The organism is Microbacterium sp. TPD7012 (genome assembly GCF_003075395.1).
Classification (GTDB): domain Bacteria; phylum Actinomycetota; class Actinomycetes; order Actinomycetales; family Microbacteriaceae; genus Microbacterium.
In genome coordinates this window covers 248,404-265,168 of sequence record NZ_QDFV01000004.1, presented here as the reverse complement: position 1 = coordinate 265,168, position 16,765 = coordinate 248,404, and the positions used below count along the sequence as shown (strand labels likewise).

Genomic DNA, 16,765 nt, shown 5'->3' with positions numbered 1-16,765 from the left:
CGCATCGCCGGATTCAGCTGGAGCGATCGGCGAGGGTCTCTGCGAATCGGGTCAGCGCCTCACGCACCGTGCCGCGCGGGAGCGGTCCGAGCGCGTCGATCGCGTCCTGCGTCCAGGCGTGGGCGAGTTCCAGGGTCTTCGTCGTCACGGCGTGATCGCGCAGCTCGTCGAGCGGTCCGTCGAGGATCGCCGGATCGGCGCCGTCGGCGATGAGCGCCACACCGGCATCGATACGCGCGCCGAGGTCGATCGATGTCGCGTCCGTCTCGGCCTTGAGCAGCAGGTACGGCATGGTGGGCACGCCGGCACGCAGATCGGTGCCCGGGACCTTGCCGGTGTCCTCGGGCTTCGCCGAGAGGTCGATCACGTCGTCCATGAGCTGGAAAGCGACGCCGATCTTCTCACCGTAGACGCGCATCGGCTCTTCGTACTCCACGGGAGCGTTCGAGAAGATCACGCCGCCCTGCGTCGCGGCGGCGATCAGCGAACCCGTCTTGTCGGCGAGCACCTGGATGTAGAACTGGATCGGATCGTCGTCGGGCTGCGCGCCGATGGTCTCGTGCATCTGGCCGAGCACGAGTCGTTCGAACGTGTCGGCCTGGAGACGGATGGCGCGCTCGCCCAGTCGCGACATGAGCTGGCTGGCGCGGGAGAACAGGATGTCGCCGGTGAGGATCGCGATGCTGTTGCCCCAGACCGCATGCGCGGCGGGGACCCCGCGGCGGCGATCGGCGCCGTCCATGACGTCGTCGTGGTACAGCGAGCCGAGATGCGTGATCTCGAGCGCCTTGGCGACGTCGATCACCTCGTCGGTGTTGCCGTCGCCGAGCTGCGCGGCGAGAAGGGTCAGCACGGGACGGATGCGCTTGCCACCGGCCTCGTAGAGATAGCGGCTGGCGGCGTCGGCGAGCGGATCGGCGACGCGCACGTCTTCGGCGAGTCCGGTCTCGACGCGCTCCAGACCGTCTTCGATGGCGCGCGCGACGCGGCGGGCGGCGGGGCCGATGAAGACGCGATCGCTGAAGCCGAGACGGCTCGCCAGTCGCGAACCCGGGGCGATGGGGCTCGAAGTCACGGTCCCAGCCTACCTTCGTCGGGTGCGGCGGTTTGCGCCCGGGATTCTCACTCGGGCTTGCGCGCTCTGTGGAGGGCCACGATGCCGAAGGAGAGGTTGCGATAGGCCACCTCGGCCCAGCCCGCCTCGCGGATCCAGGCGGAGAGCTTCTTCTGGTCGGGCCACTCCCGGATGGACTCGTTGAGGTAGTCGTAGGCGTCGCCGTTCGTCCCCGCGACACGGGCGACCCGGGGCAGCACCTGGTCGTTGTAGAACCGGTAGGCGCCGCGGAAGAGCTTGCCCGGAGGCGTGGAGAACTCGTTGATGACGAGGCGGCCTCCCGGCTTCGTCACGCGGAGCAGCTCGCGGAGCGCCTTCTTCGGATCGCTGACGTTGCGCAGGGCGTACGACATCGTGACCGCGTCGAACTCGGCATCCGCGAAGGGAAGGTCGGTCGCGTCGGCCTGCACGAAGGAGAGGTTGCGCATCGCGCCGTGTCGGCGCTGTCCCTCGGCCAGCATCCCCGGTGAGAAGTCGGCGGCGACCACCTCTGCGCCGCTGCGGGCGAGGGATGCCGACGACGATGCGGTGCCCGCCCCGAGGTCGAGGATGCGCTCCCCCGGCTTCGGCGCCACAGCCCTCGTCGTCGCCGCGCGCCAGAGCGCGTCGTTGCCGAAGGTCATCGCCGTGTTGGTGCGGTCGTAGCCGGCGGCGACCTGGTCGAACATGCCGCTGACGCGGGCGGGGTCCTTGCCGAGATCGGCGCGGTTCTTCTCGTTCGGGGTCACGCGTTCAGTCTAGGCGCGAGGTCCAGGGCTTCGAGGCGATCGAGCCAGGCATCGGCGGTGGCATCGTCGAACGGCGCGATCTGCGCGCGGACCCGCTCTTCGAGATCGAGCGCGAGCGCCTCGAGCCGTGTCATGATCTCCGCCGGGTACCCGTACTGCAGGCTGTGCTCCGCCCACTCGTCGCGATCGTCGACCCAGGTGCCACGCTCGCCCTCGACGCGCACGACATCGAGGTCCATGTCGATGCCGGTCGCGAGAAGCGGCTCCGCCGACCACCGGACATCCCATCCGAGGTCGATGTAGATGCGCATGCCGTTCGGGTGATCGCGGTTGACCGTGAGCGCGAAGTCGGTCTGCCGCGGCACGAGCGTGACGTTCGGGCCGGCGGCGACGAACTGCGCGCCGGGACGGGCGCTGCTCCACCCGACCGGCTGCCCGATCCAGTCGCCCCACTCGTCTGAGCCGAGGTACACGCACTCGTGGCGCCAGTGCGGCGCACCGTTCCACTTTCGCCACTGGAAGATCATCTCGGCACCTGTGGCAGGACGTGCATCGCTCATGCGCCCACCCTACGACGGCGCGGTTCCGGTCATCCGCGCGGCATAGGCTGGAGACGTGCACACCACCCACCTGGTCGTGGAGACCCGCGAGATCGACCCGGTCGAGGACCTCCTGGCCTACGCGGATCCCGCCCACCCGCTCGCCTGGCTGCGCCGCGGCGATGGCATCGTGTCGGTCGGCGAGCCCCTCGCCGCGATCCGCCCGCCCGCCGGAGACGAGCCGCGCGGCGCAGCCCTCGCCACGTTTTGGCGCGGCATGGCCGCCCAGGCGGAGATCGATGACGCCGTCGGCCTCCCCGGCACGGGGCTGGTGGCCTTCGGCGCCTTCGCCTTCGATGAGGAGTCGGCCGCCGACAGCGTGCTCGTGGTGCCCACGAAGGTGCTCGGTCGCCACGGCGACCGGTTCTGGGAGACCCGCATCCGCGTCGCCGGAGCATCGGATCCCGACGAGGAGTTCGCCACCCACCCGTACGGACCCCACTGGGCGGGCACTGTCGGCCCCGGTGCGCAGAGCCCGCAGGGCTACCAGGACTCCGTCCGCGCCGCGCTCGCGCGCATCGCCGGCGGCGAGCTGAGCAAGGTCGTGCTGGCCCGAGACCTCACCGGCAGCATCCCGGCCGGCTCCGATCTGCGCCGCCTGGTCCGCGCCCTGTCGACGGGCTACCCCGACACCTGGGCGTTCGCGGTCGACGGGCTGATCGGCGCGAGCCCCGAGACGCTGGTGACCGTGCAGAACGGCACCGTCACGGCCCGGGTCCTCGCCGGCACGATCGGGCGCGGGGCCGACGCGGATGCCGACACCGCGGCATCCGCTCATCTCGCCTCGAGCACGAAGGATCTCGACGAGCACCAGTACGCCGTGCAGAGCGTGCTCGCCTCGCTCCGCCCGCACACACGGGCGCTCGCTGCGAGCGAGCAGCCGTTCCTGCTCAAGCTGCCGAATCTGTTCCACCTGGCGACCGACGTCGAGGGCGAGCTCGGAAACGGCGAGTCGGCGCTCGATCTCGTGCGGGCGCTGCATCCGACCGCGGCGGTCGCCGGGACGCCGACGGCGGCCGCGATCGCCGCGATCCGCGACCTCGAGCCCTTCGACCGCGGCCGCTATGCGGGGCCGGTGGGGTGGGTGGATGCCGCGGGCAACGGCGAGTGGGCGATCGCGCTGCGCTGCGCCCAGTTCACCGCGGCCGCCGACGACATCCGGGTGACCGCCTATGCGGGCGCGGGCATCGTCGCCGGTTCCGACCCGGAGTCGGAGCTGCTCGAGACCAGGGTCAAGTTCCGCCCGCTGGTCGACGCCCTCGCCTGACGCGTTTCGTCTCGTCGCTGCGCTCCTCGCTCAACGACCGGTAGGGGTCAGCTCGCGGCGAGGCGCTTCTTCTCCGCCTCGACGTCGAAGTCGGCGCCCGGCCATTGCGGATCGATGTCCTCGAGAGCCGCGAGCAGCAGCTCCTGCACAGCCAGACGCGCGAACCACTTGGAGTTCGCCGGAACGACGTACCAGGGTGCGGCCTCGGTGGACGTGCGGTCGAGAACGGTCTGGTAGGCCTCCATGTACTTCGGCCACAGCAGTCGCTCGTCCACATCGCCCGGGTTGTACTTCCAGTGCTTGTCCGGTCGTTCGAGGCGCTCCATCAGCCGGGCCTTCTGCTCCTCGGGTGAGATGTGCAGCATGACCTTGACGATGCGGGTGCCGGACGCCGCGACCCGTGCCTCGAACTCGTTGATCGCGGCGTAGCGGCGCTCGATCTCGGGCCCGTCCGCGAGCTGGCGCACGCGTCCGATCAGCACGTCCTCGTAGTGGGACCGGTCGAAGACGCCGATGAATCCGGGCTCCGGCAGGCGCTTCTCGATGCGCCAGAGGAAGTCGTGCGAGCGCTCCTCGGCCGACGGCGCCTTGAAGGCCGCGAGCGAGACGCCCTGCGGGTCGACGCCACCGACGACGTGCCGCACGATCCCGCCCTTGCCTGCCGAGTCCATGGCCTGCAGCACCAGGAGCACGGAGTCCTGGGCTGTGCCGACCCGGCTCTCGGCGAAGAGCCTCTCCTGCAGGTCGTTGAGTCGCACGAGCCCGGCGGCGAGATCCTTCGCCCCCTGCGCCTTGCCCTCGTCGTAGCCGGGCTTGCTGTCGGGATCCACGTCAGCGAGGCGGAAACCGTCGCCGACTCGCAGCAGGTTCGTCCAGGTGTGCGCGTTCATACGCACATCCTGCCAGTCAGCGGGCCAGCGGGACCTCGATGATCTGACGACCGCCGCGTGGCGAGGTGAGCGCCTGGTCGAGCGCAGTGCGCGTCGTCACCCGCTGGTACTCCCAGCCGTAGGCGAGTGCGAGGTGCTCGAGCCGCACGGTGTGCGGCGTGTAGAAGGCCCGGTCGAGATCGTTCGGACGGGCGGATGCCGCGACCTCGAGCGCATCGAAGATCGTGCCGCCGCCGTCGTTGCCCACGATCACCTGCAGCCGGGGTTCGGTCTCGTCGGGAGGGAGCAGCAGCGCGCCGACATCGTGCAGGAAGGCGAGGTCGCCGAGCAGCACGCGGGTGATCCCCGGGGCGCCGGCGGCCTGGCTGGCGAGGGCGATGCCCGTGGCGGTGGCGATCGTGCCGTCGATGCCGGCCAGCCCGCGGTTGGCGTGCACCGGGACCTTCTTGCCGGCGAGCACCGCGTCTGCGACGCGCACGAGCCGCGACGATCCGAACATCAGCCGATCGTGCGGCCATGTCGCCCGCCACACGGCGTCGACGAGGAGCTCCCGGTCGAGAGGACGGCGGACGGCGTCGAGCTCGGCCTTGACGGCCTCGCGGCGGGCGGCGAAGTCCTTCGAGGCGAGCCCCTCGGGATCCGGGGCATGCTCGCTCAGGTCGACGACTTCGGCCGCGGAGGCCGCGAGCCATTCTCCGAGCCAGGCGCGGTCGGCGTCGCCGTCCGCGACGGCGACGGCACCGACGGCGAGGGTGCGGCCGTTGAGGTTGAGCTCCTCGCCACCCCGGCGCACGGCGACGACATCGACGCCGTCCCGCGACAGGAGCGCGGTCACCTCGCGGCTCAGCGTCGGATGGCCCAGGACGACCACCCGCTCGATGCGGCCGCCGAGGTCGTCGCGCCGCAGGAGCGCCCGGTAGCCGTGGACGAGCTGGCGGCCGAAGCGGGATCCGCTGACGATCTCGGCGATCAGGGGCCAGCTGCCGGCGTGCGCGATCTCCTCGGCGGCGGCTCCCGCGTCGGCGCCCGCGACGACCACGGTGCGAGGTCCGCGCTCGAGCACGAAGGACTCGGCGGGGATGGGGCGAGGGGCGTCGCCGGAGACGATCGAGAGCTCCGGTGGCAGCCCGGAGAGCGGCTCGCGGGACGGCAGGTTCAGATGCACGGGTCCGGCGACACCGGGGAGACCGGGCGGGGAGTCCGAGCCGCCCATCGCCGCCGCGACCGCGCGTGCGGCAAGGCCCGACCAGTCACCGTCGCCGGGGACGGGCGCGTCGATCTGGTCGCGCACCCAGCGCTGGAAGAGTCCATCCTGCCGGGTCGCCTGATTCGCCCCGATGCCCCGGAGCTCGGGCGGGCGGTCGGCCGTCAGCAGCAGCAGTGGCACCCCGGAGTGGAAGGCTTCCATCGTCGCCGGGAGCAGATTGGCGACGGCCGTGCCCGACGTGCACAGCACAGCCGCGGGCACGCCCGTCTCACGACTGATTCCGAGCGCGGTGAATCCGGCCACGCGCTCGTCGATGCGCACGTGCACCCGCAGGAGCCCCTCGTCGGCGACGCGCACCGCCGCGAGCGCGAGCGCCTGCGACCGGGAACCCGGCGAGAGCACGACGTCGCGCACGCCGTGCGCGACGAGATCGGCGAGCAGCGATGCCGCAGCATCGGTCGCCGGCGATGAGGTCACGGGCGCGGATCCGCGGCGGGAGGCTCGTCGGTCTCCTCGTCGAGGCGGGCGAGCTCCTCTTCGAGGCGCTTGATGCGGGCATCCTGCTCGGTCTTGCCGATGCTCTGGAGGAACGTGGGGTCGTCGTCGGGTGCGAGCACACGACGCTGGCCCTGATCGTTCGCGCGACGGCGGCCGATCGTGAACCAGAGGATGCCGCCGATGACGGGGATCAGCACCACGATGGCGATCCAGGCGGCCTTGGGCACACCACGGTGCCGCGTCGCCGGCTGCACAGCGCAGTCGACGATGCTGAACACCCAGAACACGGCGGCCAGGAAGCCCCCGACGATCAGTAGTCTCGCCACCCTTACAGTGTAGGCGCGTCGGCAGGCGCCCGGCCCCGGGGCCGGGCGCTCACCGGAAGTACCCGTTCCGTCCCGCCGCGGGCGGGTGCATGATGTCGGTATGGGCGAGCGCTCCTCGCCGGGGTCCTCGTCCGCGGACGGCAGCGAGGGCACGGCATCCGAGGTAGAGCGCACCGCACCGGCGACGGAGTCGGATGCGGCGCTCGCTCGGCGCGCGCAGATCCTGGCGACCGAGCACTGGGGGCTGCTCGCCGCGCGCAGCACCGCCCAGAGCGAGGTGCTGACCCGCATCACGATCTTCCTCACCCTCGTGTCGGCGGGACTCGTGACGATCGGGGTCCTGGGGCAGGCCTCGGGGTTCTCCGGATGGTTCGGCGGCGCATCGATAGCGATCCTGGCGTTCCTGAGCCTCATCGGCTTCATGACGCAGGTGCGGGTCATGAACGTCTCGGAGGAGGACATGATGTACGTGGTCGCCATGAACCGGCTCCGCGGCGCGTACGTCGACCTCGACCCGCACGTCGAGGAGATCTTCCTCGCCTCGACGTACGACGATCAGGACGGCATGAAACTGACCTACTCGTTCCTGCGGCGCCGCAGCGTCAGCATCCTGCTGGGCAGCTCCGTGATGCTGCTGATCGTGGTCAACGCCTGCGTGACGGGGCTCCTCGTCGGCTCGGCCATCGTCGCGGGCGGCGGGACGTTCGAGTGGGCCGTCGGCGTCGGGATCGCCGTCGGAGCGGTCTTCGCCGCCGGGTTCATGACGTTCGGCGGCGTGGGGTTCCGCTCCGCCTGGAAGAACTACGTGCCACGCCGCAGCACGCCCGCACCGACGCCGCGGTCACAGCGCTGATCCCGGACCGCGCGTCGGCCGGCCGATGATCAGGAATCGCGGGGGCGTTGACGCAGCTGCTTGACGTCGGTGCGGCGCTGCTTGGCCTTCAGCCGCCGTTCCTTCGAACCACGGCTCGGCTTCGTCGGTCGGCGCGACGGCGGCGGCGGCCGCAGCGCCTCGGCGACCAGGGCGGCGAGACGGGCGCGAGCGGCATCCCGATTGCGCAGCTGGGCGCGGTGCTCGGATGCCGCGATCGTCAGGACCCCGTCGACGAGTCGCCCGCTCAGCCGCTCGAGGAGACGCTCGCGCTGCGCCGGGGTCAGCGCCGAGGAGCCGGCGGCGTCCCAGACCAGCTCGGCACGGGAGTCGGCCGTGTTCACGCCCTGCCCGCCGGGCCCGGATGACCGGGAGAACCGCCAGGACAGCTCCGACTCCGGGATCGTGACCCCCGCCGTGACCCGGAGGCCGGGTCGATGAGGAGCGGCCATGAGACCATCATCCTCCCCCCGCACGAGGGCGGGCGACCCGGCGCGGCATCCGATCTCAGGCGACGACCGGAGCCTGCTCGACCGGCGCTGCGCTCGGCGACCTCTTCGCCGTGTTCGCGATGTGCGCACGACTCACGACGATCACGGCGACGATCATGAGCGCGGCGCCGAGCCAGTACGGCGCGGCGTGACTGATCGTGACGTAGAGGGCGCCGGCGATGAGCGGCGCCACCGTGCCCATCGCCGCGTTGAGGGACTGCGTCGCGCCGCCGAGCCAGCCCTGCTCGTCGTCGCCGACCGCGTTCGACATGGCACCGTCCATCGCCGCCTGCGAGGCCCCCTGCCCTGCGGCGAGCAGGAGCGCGCCGACGATGAACAGCCACGGCTGCGCGAAGATCGAGGCCACGACGGCGAGCCCGATGAGTCCGACCATCTGGGCGACGATGCCGCTCACGATGACGCCGCGCTCGCCCATCCGCGGAAGCAGGATGCCGAGCAGGACGCCCTGGATCAGGATGTCGATGATGCCGACCGCCGCCGTCATCAGCCCGATCTGGGTCGGCCCCCACTGGATCGAGTCGAGCGCGAGCACGCTGAAGTTGTTCACGAAGAAGCCGAACGGCAGGGCCAGGATTCCGAAGCCGATCATCAGTCCACGGAGCTCCCGACGGCCGAAAGCGTTCTTGAACACGGCGAACGGCTGGACGTCGCGCAGGGCGATCGCGCCGATGCGGTTCTCGGGCTTGAGGCTCTCGGGGAGCAGGAAGATGCTGAGGATCGCGATGGTCAGCGCCACGGCGGCGGTGAGGAAGACGGGGAGCTGGATGCTGATCGCCGCCAGGAGTCCGCCGATCGCCGGGCCGATCATCATGCCGATCCCGGAGAGCGCACCGAGGAGGCCGAATCGCTGCGCGCGTTTCTCGGGCGGGGTGATGTCGGCGAGGTACGCGAAGAGCGCCGGCAGGTCGCCCGCCGTCATCCCCTGGATGACACGCGCGAGCACGAGGACCCAGAGGGCACCGCCGATGCCGAACAGCGCCATGGAGAACGCCGCGCCGAATGCGGCGGCGATGATGACGGGCCGGCGACCGAAGCGATCGGAGAGGCGTCCGAGGAACGGCGCGATGAGGAAGGCGCAGAGTCCGTTGACGGCCTCGAGAATGCCGACCCAGATGGCCAGGTCCTTCTCCTCCGACACGTACTGCAGGACGACGAAGGGAAGAACGGGGAGGACGACCGTCATCCCGATGACGGTGAGCATCGTGAGAACGATGAGCATGACCCAGGCGCGCTTCGCACCTCGGACGGGGAGAATTGGTGAAGTCATACCGAAAGTGTATCGATACCAGTTTTGGTGTCAAGCCAGTTTTGTATCGAATGCGCGGTAGGCTGAGCGCATGGCATCCACCGAGCAGCCGTCCGCCGCGCCGATCGGGCGCAGAGAGCGGAAGAAGGCCGCGACGCGCAAGGCGATCTCCGACGTCGCGACGAAGATGTTCCTCGAGCGCGGATTCGACAACGTGAGCATCCGCGAGGTCGCAGACGCCGCAGACGTCTCCCCCACGACCGTGTTCGCGCACTTCCCGCAGAAGGAGGCGCTCGTCTTCGACGAGGACGACGAGCAGCGCGACCGGCTCGTCTCCGCCGTGCGCGACCGGCCGGAGGGCAGCACGATCAACCGGGCGATCCACGACTTCTACGCCGCCGAGATCCGTGCCAACGTCGACGAGCACGGTAATGACGTCACGCGCATCTTCCTGCGCTTCCTCAACGAGACTCCCGCACTGCGCGACTACGCGGCGAAGATGTGGCTGCGGCACGAGGACGCGCTCTCCGCCGCCATCGCCGAGGAGCTCGGCCTGCCGGGACCCACCGCCGAGACCCGCGTCTACGCGCGCTTCGTGCTGCAGATGCAACTGCTCGTCAACGAGGACGATGACCAGCTCGGCACGCTCGACGCCGGGTTCGCGGTGCTGGAGAGCGGGTGGGCTCCGATAGAGGCACGCCTCACCGCCTCTCGCTGATCGGTTGCTCTCCCGGCGGGCGTCCGCCAGTGTGGAACCACCCTCACCCACATCCCCAACGAGAGACCATCCGTGTCATCACAGGCCCCCGTCTCGCCCCTCACCCGACCGACACCGAGACGCCTGCAGGGCGGTCGGATGGGATCCCTCGAGATCGCGCTGATCTTCATCGGCATCCTCGCCGCGCTGACCGGCGTGATCGTGATCACCGTCGGCGCCACGGGCGCCGGTGACCCGGTCGCGGGCATCGGTCTGGTCGCGCTCGCGTGGATCTGGGCGGTCGCCGGGATCATCGCCTGGTGGCGGAGACCGACCAACGGGATCGGCCCGCTGCTTCTGATCGGCGCCGTCTCGGTCTTCCTCGTCAGCACGGGGTACGTCGGTGCTCCGGGGCTCTTCTGGGTGAATGCCGTCTTCGCGACCACCCCGCTGGGTGTGGCGATCCACCTGCTCATGGCGTTCCCGTCCGGCCGCGTGCGCGGACGCCTGGCGGTGCTCGCCGTCGTGCTCGGCTACGTGACCTGCATCGTGTTCGACACGGCGCGCGCCCTCACGGAGGGCACCGCGGCATTCGAGCTGCTGTCGTTCCTGCAGAGCGTGCTCGGCCTGACGTCGATGGCCCTGGCCGCGATCGTGCTCGCGCGCCGCCTGCGGGCGGCGGACGCCGCCCATCGGCGGGTGCTGCTCCCCCTGTTCACCTACGGCCTCCTCGCCGTCGTCTGCCTGCCGCTGCTCCCGAACCTCCTGTTCCCAATGGGCGTCGGATTCGACGTCGTCGTCTCCCTGCAGGGTCTGCTGCTCGCCGGGCTCCCGATCGCCTTCCTCCTCGGCGTGCTCCGCGGCGGCTTCACACGCACCACCCCGCTGGAGGCTCTGAGCGAATGGCTCGCGATCCGCGGGGCCAGCCGGCCCGCCGTCGCCCAGGCGCTCGCGACCACCGTCGGTGACGACACGCTCCGTGTCGCGTACTGGGACGCCTCCCGCGGTCAGTACATCGACGAGCGCGGCGAGAGGGCACCGGTCGATCCGGATGCCGCCGACCCCGACCGGGCCTGGCTGCAGGTGCGGGTCGACGACGAGCTCGTCGGCGGCATCGAGTACGACGCGCGCATGATCGCCGAGCCCTGGCCGGTGCGCCGCGCCGCCGAGGTGCTCGCCATCGCCCTCGACCGCGAGCGCCTGACCACGCAGCTGCTCGTCAGCAACGAGGCGCTCACCCGATCCCGTGTGCGCATCGTCGACGCCGCCGACCGCGAACGCTCGCGCATCGCCCGCGACCTGCACGACGGGCTGCAGATGCAGCTCGTCCTCCTCGGGATCGAGGCCCAGACCATCGCGGACGCCGCCGCGGAATCGGCGACGACCGGAGACATCGAGAAGCTGCGGCGCGGCATCGACCTGGCGGCGGCGGACCTGCGCCGGCTCGTGCACGACGTGCTGCCGGCGGCGCTGCTGGAGCGAGGGCTGGTGGCCGCGACCGAAGACCTCGTGGATCGTCTATCGGTGCCCGCCACCCTCGTCGCACAGGTCGACGAGACGGCCATCACGACGTCGACCGCCCACACGGCCTACTTCATCATCGCCGAGGCGCTGTCGAACACGGTCAAGCATGCCGATGCCTCCCATGTGCGCGTGACCCTGGACCAGCGCGACGGCCGGATCGCCATCGCGATCGAGGACGACGGCGTCGGCGGCGCGCGGATCGGGGCCGGCGTGGGGCTGCGGGGCCTCGCGGACCGGGTGGATGCCCTCCAGGGCACCATCGCGATCCGGTCGGAGCCGCTGCGCGGCACCAACATCGAGGTGGAGCTGCCATGCGCGTCGTGATCGGCGAGGACGAGGTGCTGCTGCGGGAGGGCATCGCGCACATCCTCACGAATGACGGATTCGAGGTGCTGGCAGCCGTCAGCGACGCTGTCGAGCTCGAACGCGAGGTCGAGCGCCATCTGCCCGACCTGGTGCTCACCGACATCCGGATGCCGCCCACCCACACCGACGAGGGGCTCCTCGCCGCGCTCCGGATCCGTCGCGCCCACCCGGGCATCGGCGTGGTCGTCGTCTCGCAGCATGTGCAGCGCCGTTACGCGGCCGAGCTCCTCGAGGACGGAGCCGGCGGGTTCGGATATCTGCTCAAGCAGCGGATCTCGGATGTCCGCACGTTCACGGCGGACATCCGCCGTGTCGCCGCCGGAGGCACCGCGCTCGATCCCGAGGTGGTCTCGGTGCTGGTCGCGCGGGCGAGCCGCGGAACCTCCGCTGTGGCGCACCTGACCCCGCGACAGGTCGAGGTGCTGGGCCTGATGGCGCAGGGCCGCAGCAACGCCGCGATCGCGGCCCAGCTGGTGCTGAGCGAGAAGGCCGTGGTGCAGCACACCTCGAGGATCTACGACGCGCTCGGCCTGCCGGTCGACGCGGACGATCACCGTCGCGTGCTCGCGGTCATCCGCCACCTGCAGGCCGCGGTCCCGCCCGCGCCCTGACTCGCAGGACACCGACGGGACCTCGGGCTCGCGTCAGAGGCCGTACATCTTCTCGATCAGCGACCGGGCGATGAGGGCAGCCGCCGGATTCCCCTCCATGTTCGGCGCGAGCGTGGCCCAGACGACCACGGTCACGTCGGTCTCGGGGTCGTACCCCATGAACGAGTTGTACCCCGGCATCTCGCCGATGTGCCCGTAGAACGACCCCATGCCGGCGACGCCCCAGCCGTACGCACCCTCTCCGTCGGACGGCTGGACGCTCTCGATGCGCTTCTGCTGCATCTCATCGCTCAGCACTCCGCCCCCGCCGAGTGCCTCGACCCACGTCGCGAGCTCCGGCGCGGTCGAGATGCCCGCCCCCGCGGACCACGCCCAGGACGGATTGTCGTCCGTGTGATCCGTCGGCAGCAGCTCCCCCGCCTGCGCCGCCGCGAGCTCATCGGCCGGCAGTGCCGAGCCCTCCATCGTGTCGACGTTGTTCGAGAACATGTAGCCATGGGCCACCGGCTCGGCGATCGACGCATCCGCGAGCGCGGGGAACGACGTCTCGGTGAGGCCCAGCGGCTCGAACAGCCTCTCCTGATAGATCTCGGGCAGCTTCTTCCCCTCGAGCTGCTCCGCGATCAGCCCCAGCAGGACCGTGTTCGTGTTGGAGTACATGTACCCCTCGCCCGGCGCGAAGTACGGCTCCCCCGCCAACCCCATCCGCACGAGCTCCTCCGGGTCCCACACCCGGTCGGGAGTCTCATCCAGCGCCGCGTTCAACTCGAGAGTCGTCGTGTAGTTGAACAGTCCGCTGCGCATCGTCAGCAGCTGCTCGATCGTGATGTTGTCGCCGTTGGGCACGTCGGGACGGTACTTCGACACGGGATCCTCGAGGGCGATCCTGCCGTCCTCCACCAGCTGCAGGATCACGGTGCCGGTCCAGGTCTTGGTGTTCGACCCGATGCGGATGTGGTCGTCGAGCGTGACGGGCGTCGAGCCTCCCCACTCCGTCACGCCGTACGGCACCTCGATGTCGCCGTCCGGAGTGCGCACGATCACCACGGCGCCCGGCAGCATCATCTCCTCGGCCTGCTCTTCGAACATCGCCGTCAGCGTCGCGGCATCGAACTCCACGGCGCCGTCTGCCGCTGCCGAGGGCTTCGCGGATGCCTCCGGCGCGGGCGCCGCGCACCCGGCGAGCCCCACGGCGACCGCCGCGGTCGCGACGACCGCGAGCAGGCGCTGCGACCGCGATGCTCCACGCCGCAGCGCTGATCTCTCGTAACCCACCATGTCCTCGACACCTTCCCCTCGGGTCTGCGGGCATGCAGAACCTCGATCAGTCTCCCGTGCGGCAGAGGCGGGGGCTATGGACCTGGGTCCCCTCTCGATCAGGGACCGGGGTCCATTGCGGACGACACCCCTCGGGGAGAAAAGTGGGCATGATGGGCCACCGCCCTCGGAATCCGACGCTGGGAGACCCCATGACACACCACATCCGTCGTCCGCTGCTCGCGCACACGCACGAGCGCGCGCGAACACCCCGATCCGATCGGCGCACCGTGGCGGGCATCGCCGCCGTCGGAGTCATCTCCCTGCTGCTGGCAGGGTGCGCGGGCTCCACCGCTCCGGAGGGGAGCGCGACGCCGACGGCCACGGACTCGCTCCGGCCCGCGGCGCCCGAGGGCGAGCTGCCCGCCGACCTCCAGACGGAGCTGCAGGAGATCGTCGACCGGACGATGGCCGAGTACGACGTGTCGGGCGCCGCGGTCGGCGTGTGGATTCCCGGCGAGGGATCGTGGACCTCGGCCGTCGGCCTCGCCGACATCGATGCCGACACGCCTGTGTCGCTCGACATGACCTGGCCGCTGCGCAGCGTCACGAAGTCGTACACCGTGACCCTCATCCTCCAGCTCGTCGACGAGGGGAAGCTCAGCCTCGACGACACGATCGGCAAGTACGTCGACGGGATCGCGAACGGCGACAGCATCACGATCCGCCAGCTCGCCGACATGTCGAGCGGCAACGCCGACTACACGTCGACGGAGGCCTTCGGCGCCGCCTACAGCGCGGACGAGGCGAGGATCTTCACTCTCGCCGAGCTGAACGACTTCCTCGTCGGCCAGCCGGCGGCATTCGCCCCCGGCGAGCGCAAGGTCTACACGAACGCGAACACCAACCTCCTCGGCGCCGTCGTCGAGAAGGTGACCGGTCAGCCGTTCGCGGACGCGCTCGACGAGCGGATCCTGCAGCCCCTCGGCCAGAGCGGCACCCGCTACACCCTGGACGCCTCCACCTGGACGGATCACCCGAACGGCTACGTGCTGCTCGACGGCGAGCAGGTCGTGCAGAACGACAACCTGTCGATCTACGGACCGGCGGGATCGATGGTGAGCACGCTCGACGACGCGCGCGTCTGGGCCGAGGCGCTCGGATCGGGGCTCCTGCTCGAACCGTCGACGCAGACCGAGCGGCAGAGCGGCGCTCCCCTCGAGGAGGGACCGCCCTATGACCAGTACGCACTGGGTATCGGCGAGACGAACGGCTGGTGGGGGCACAACGGCGAGGGACTGGGATTCACGGCTGCCGTGTTCCACGACCCCGAGACCGGTGCGAGCATCGCGGTGTTCATGAACGCCTCCAACGTGGTGCCCAAGGCCCACCCGGCCGATCAGACCTTCCGTCGGATCGCCGAGGCCCTCGCCGCCGGGAGCGGAGAATGACCCCGGGGTCCCTCCGCCGGGGGGCGGCGGCCGCCGCCGTGGCGGGTCTCTTCCTGGTCGGCACGACGGCCTGCACCGCCGAGGACGCCGCGGATCCGAACTCCGTCGACGGTCTGCCCGATGCCGCACTCGCGGTCATGAACCAGGAACGGTACGAGCACGCCACCTGGTCGATCGCGGTGACCGACCTCGAGACCGGCGAGGAGCTCATCGATCTCGGCGCGAACCGGATGGTCGAGCCGGGCTCGTTCGTGAAGACGTACAGCGCGGGCGCCGCGTGGCTCGAATGGGGACCGGACCACACCATCACGACGCCCGTCAAGCGCACCGGCGAGATCACCGCGGGAGTCCTCGGCGGCGACCTCGTGCTCGTCGGGATGGGCGATCTCACGATGGGCGGGCGCACGAAGGACGACGGGACCGTCGACTTCGCGAACCTCGACCACAACGACGCGAACTTCCTGCCCGGTTCGAGTCTCACCCCGCAGGACCCTCTCACCGGACTCGACGACCTCGCGGCCCAGGTGAAGGCGGCGGGCATCGACTCCGTCGCCGGAGACGTGCTGGTGGACGACCGTCTGTTCACCGGCAAGCTCGGCGGCCAGGCGGTGACCCCCATCATCGTCAACCAGAACCTGGTGGACGTCATGGTGCACCCGTCCGAGCCCGGTGAGCCTGCCACCACCGAGATGGTGCCGGTCGTCTCGCCGTGGATCGTCACATCGACCGTCGAGACCGTCGAGGCGGGCGGCGTCACCGCCATCACCCTCGAGGACTCCTCGCGCGACGGCGAGGTCGTCGTCTCAGGCACCATCGCCGCCGACAGCGTGCCGCAGCTCAAGTCCTACGCGTTCGACGACCCTGCCACGTTCGCGCGCACGGCGTTCATCGAGGCACTCGGGCGCGCGGGCGTGGCGGTGGGCACCGATCCCCTCGCCACCAACACGACCGAGACCCTCGCCGACTTCGCGGCCGTCGAGGCGCTGCCCTCGGTCGCCGAGCTGGAGTCGCTCCCGCTCGAGGAGGAGGTCACGTATGTGATGAAGATCAGCTACAACCGCGGTGCGCAGACCCTCGTCTGCCGCCTGGCCGTGGAGCGCGGCGAGACCGACTGCGACAAGGGCATACCGATCGCCGGCGAGATCTGGAAGGAGGCGGGCCTCGACGTCACCGGAGCGTCGCTGATCGACGGCTCGGGCCTGGAGGGCAACTACGTCACGCCCGCCAACGCCCTGCAGATCCAGACGCTGATGGCGGAGCGTCCCGATGCGGAGCGCTGGAAGGCCACGATGCCGGTGCTCGGTGTCGACGGCTCGCTCGTCATGGTCGAGGCCGACGGCCCTGCTGCCGGCAAGGTGTTCGCGAAGACCGGAACCCTCCTCAACAGCGACCCGTTCAACCAGAGGTTCCGCCTCTCCACGAAGACGCTCGGCGGCGTGATGGAGACGGCCTCCGGTCGCGACCTCGCGTTCACGATCATCGTCACGCAGGGGTTCCTCCCCGATCCGAACGGCATCCTCGACGCGAACGACGACGTCGGCGCGGTCGCCGCGATCATCCAGCAGGCGTATTGATCGGCTTCCGCCGACACAGAAGAGGAC

At 70.5% G+C, this 16,765-nt stretch carries 16 protein-coding genes; 7 read left to right on the top strand and 9 right to left on the bottom strand.

Annotated elements, in window-relative coordinates; all coding sequences use genetic code 11:
- Nucleotides 1-13: 13 nt before the first annotated feature.
- The 3 genes from DC434_RS12690 to DC434_RS12680 are packed head-to-tail and all read right to left on the bottom strand — an operon-like array spanning nt 14 to nt 2,402.
- Nucleotides 14-1,075 carry a polyprenyl synthetase family protein gene (locus DC434_RS12690; RefSeq protein ID WP_116635664.1) on the bottom strand — a complete coding sequence of 354 codons (1,062 nt, stop codon included), beginning with the start codon at nt 1,073-1,075 and terminating at the stop codon, nt 14-16.
- Between the two features lie 47 nt (nt 1,076-1,122).
- Nucleotides 1,123-1,842, bottom strand: coding sequence for a class I SAM-dependent methyltransferase (locus DC434_RS12685; protein ID WP_116635663.1), 720 nt, complete (start codon nt 1,840-1,842; stop codon nt 1,123-1,125).
- Nucleotides 1,839-2,402 (bottom strand): DUF402 domain-containing protein, encoded by a 564-nt coding sequence (locus DC434_RS12680; protein ID WP_116635662.1) that lies wholly within the window; start codon nt 2,400-2,402, stop codon nt 1,839-1,841. The genes DC434_RS12685 and DC434_RS12680 overlap by 4 nt, the downstream gene beginning before the upstream one ends.
- Before the next feature lie 55 nt (nt 2,403-2,457).
- Here DC434_RS12680 and DC434_RS12675 point away from each other — a divergent pair, with 55 nt between their 5' ends.
- Nucleotides 2,458-3,708 carry an isochorismate synthase gene (locus DC434_RS12675; protein ID WP_116635661.1) on the top strand — a complete coding sequence of 417 codons (1,251 nt, stop codon included), beginning with the start codon at nt 2,458-2,460 and terminating at the stop codon, nt 3,706-3,708.
- Nucleotides 3,709-3,755: 47 nt separating this feature from the next.
- On the opposite strand, the gene DC434_RS12670 is transcribed toward DC434_RS12675, so the two are convergent.
- Genes DC434_RS12670 through DC434_RS12660 form a run of 3 tightly spaced genes read right to left on the bottom strand, consistent with a single transcriptional unit; the run spans nt 3,756 to nt 6,629 of the window.
- A complete protein-coding gene (locus tag DC434_RS12670) occupies nt 3,756-4,598 on the bottom strand; it encodes a polyphosphate kinase 2 family protein (protein ID WP_116635660.1) in 843 nt (280 codons plus the stop codon).
- Between the two features lie 16 nt (nt 4,599-4,614).
- Complete coding sequence (menD, locus tag DC434_RS12665; RefSeq protein WP_116635659.1) at nt 4,615-6,282, bottom strand: 2-succinyl-5-enolpyruvyl-6-hydroxy-3-cyclohexene-1-carboxylic-acid synthase; 1,668 nt, start codon at nt 6,280-6,282, stop codon at nt 4,615-4,617.
- Nucleotides 6,279-6,629: a PLD nuclease N-terminal domain-containing protein gene (locus tag DC434_RS12660; RefSeq protein WP_116635658.1), complete on the bottom strand. Its 351-nt coding sequence runs from the start codon at nt 6,627-6,629 to the stop codon at nt 6,279-6,281. The genes menD and DC434_RS12660 overlap by 4 nt, the downstream gene beginning before the upstream one ends.
- 100 nt (nt 6,630-6,729) lie before the next feature.
- Between DC434_RS12660 and DC434_RS12655 the strand changes: the two genes are divergently transcribed.
- Nucleotides 6,730-7,482 (top strand): hypothetical protein, encoded by a 753-nt coding sequence (locus tag DC434_RS12655; RefSeq protein ID WP_116635657.1) that lies wholly within the window; start codon nt 6,730-6,732, stop codon nt 7,480-7,482.
- A 29-nt stretch (nt 7,483-7,511) separates the two neighbouring features.
- Here the strand turns inward: DC434_RS12655 and arfB are convergent, their stop codons facing one another.
- Complete coding sequence (gene arfB / locus DC434_RS12650) at nt 7,512-7,952, bottom strand: alternative ribosome rescue aminoacyl-tRNA hydrolase ArfB (RefSeq protein WP_116635656.1); 441 nt, start codon at nt 7,950-7,952, stop codon at nt 7,512-7,514.
- Between the two features lie 55 nt (nt 7,953-8,007).
- Nucleotides 8,008-9,279: an MFS transporter gene (locus DC434_RS12645; RefSeq protein WP_243408919.1), complete on the bottom strand. Its 1,272-nt coding sequence runs from the start codon at nt 9,277-9,279 to the stop codon at nt 8,008-8,010.
- Between the two features lie 70 nt (nt 9,280-9,349).
- Here DC434_RS12645 and DC434_RS12640 point away from each other — a divergent pair, with 70 nt between their 5' ends.
- From DC434_RS12640 to DC434_RS12630, 3 genes are all read left to right on the top strand, one after another.
- Nucleotides 9,350-9,976, top strand: coding sequence for a TetR/AcrR family transcriptional regulator (locus DC434_RS12640; protein WP_116635654.1), 627 nt, complete (start codon nt 9,350-9,352; stop codon nt 9,974-9,976).
- A 138-nt stretch (nt 9,977-10,114) separates the two neighbouring features.
- Nucleotides 10,115-11,803, top strand: a complete 1,689-nt coding sequence (locus tag DC434_RS12635) for an ATP-binding protein (RefSeq protein ID WP_116635653.1) — start codon at nt 10,115-10,117, stop codon at nt 11,801-11,803.
- Nucleotides 11,791-12,456 (top strand): response regulator transcription factor, encoded by a 666-nt coding sequence (locus tag DC434_RS12630; RefSeq protein ID WP_116635652.1) that lies wholly within the window; start codon nt 11,791-11,793, stop codon nt 12,454-12,456. The genes DC434_RS12635 and DC434_RS12630 overlap by 13 nt, the downstream gene beginning before the upstream one ends.
- 33 nt (nt 12,457-12,489) lie before the next feature.
- On the opposite strand, the gene DC434_RS12625 is transcribed toward DC434_RS12630, so the two are convergent.
- On the bottom strand, nt 12,490-13,734 hold the full coding sequence (locus tag DC434_RS12625; RefSeq protein WP_116635651.1) for a serine hydrolase domain-containing protein: 1,245 nt from the start codon (nt 13,732-13,734) through the stop codon (nt 12,490-12,492).
- A 191-nt stretch (nt 13,735-13,925) separates the two neighbouring features.
- On the opposite strand from DC434_RS12625, the gene DC434_RS12620 reads away from it, so the two are divergent.
- Entirely contained in the window at nt 13,926-15,164 is a 1,239-nt protein-coding gene (locus DC434_RS12620) for a serine hydrolase domain-containing protein (protein WP_165808065.1), read from the top strand.
- Entirely contained in the window at nt 15,161-16,738 is a 1,578-nt protein-coding gene (gene dacB / locus DC434_RS12615) for a D-alanyl-D-alanine carboxypeptidase/D-alanyl-D-alanine-endopeptidase (protein ID WP_116635649.1), read from the top strand. Before DC434_RS12620 ends, dacB begins: the two co-directional genes overlap by 4 nt.
- Nucleotides 16,739-16,765 lie beyond the last annotated feature (27 nt).

Coding starts and splice junctions, on each gene's coding strand:
- DC434_RS12625 (WP_116635651.1), bottom strand. CDS start 13,734: ATGGTGGGTTACGAGAGATCAGCGCTGCGGCGTGGAGCATCGCGGTCG.
- DC434_RS12635 (WP_116635653.1), top strand. CDS start 10,115: ATGGGATCCCTCGAGATCGCGCTGATCTTCATCGGCATCCTCGCCGCG.
- DC434_RS12655 (WP_116635657.1), top strand. CDS start 6,730: ATGGGCGAGCGCTCCTCGCCGGGGTCCTCGTCCGCGGACGGCAGCGAG.
- DC434_RS12620 (WP_165808065.1), top strand. CDS start 13,926: ATGACACACCACATCCGTCGTCCGCTGCTCGCGCACACGCACGAGCGC.
- DC434_RS12645 (WP_243408919.1), bottom strand. CDS start 9,279: ATGACTTCACCAATTCTCCCCGTCCGAGGTGCGAAGCGCGCCTGGGTC.
- DC434_RS12680 (WP_116635662.1), bottom strand. CDS start 2,402: ATGAGCGATGCACGTCCTGCCACAGGTGCCGAGATGATCTTCCAGTGG.
- dacB (WP_116635649.1), top strand. CDS start 15,161: ATGACCCCGGGGTCCCTCCGCCGGGGGGCGGCGGCCGCCGCCGTGGCG.
- DC434_RS12640 (WP_116635654.1), top strand. CDS start 9,350: ATGGCATCCACCGAGCAGCCGTCCGCCGCGCCGATCGGGCGCAGAGAG.
- arfB (WP_116635656.1), bottom strand. CDS start 7,952: ATGGCCGCTCCTCATCGACCCGGCCTCCGGGTCACGGCGGGGGTCACG.
- DC434_RS12670 (WP_116635660.1), bottom strand. CDS start 4,598: ATGAACGCGCACACCTGGACGAACCTGCTGCGAGTCGGCGACGGTTTC.
- DC434_RS12630 (WP_116635652.1), top strand. CDS start 11,791: ATGCGCGTCGTGATCGGCGAGGACGAGGTGCTGCTGCGGGAGGGCATC.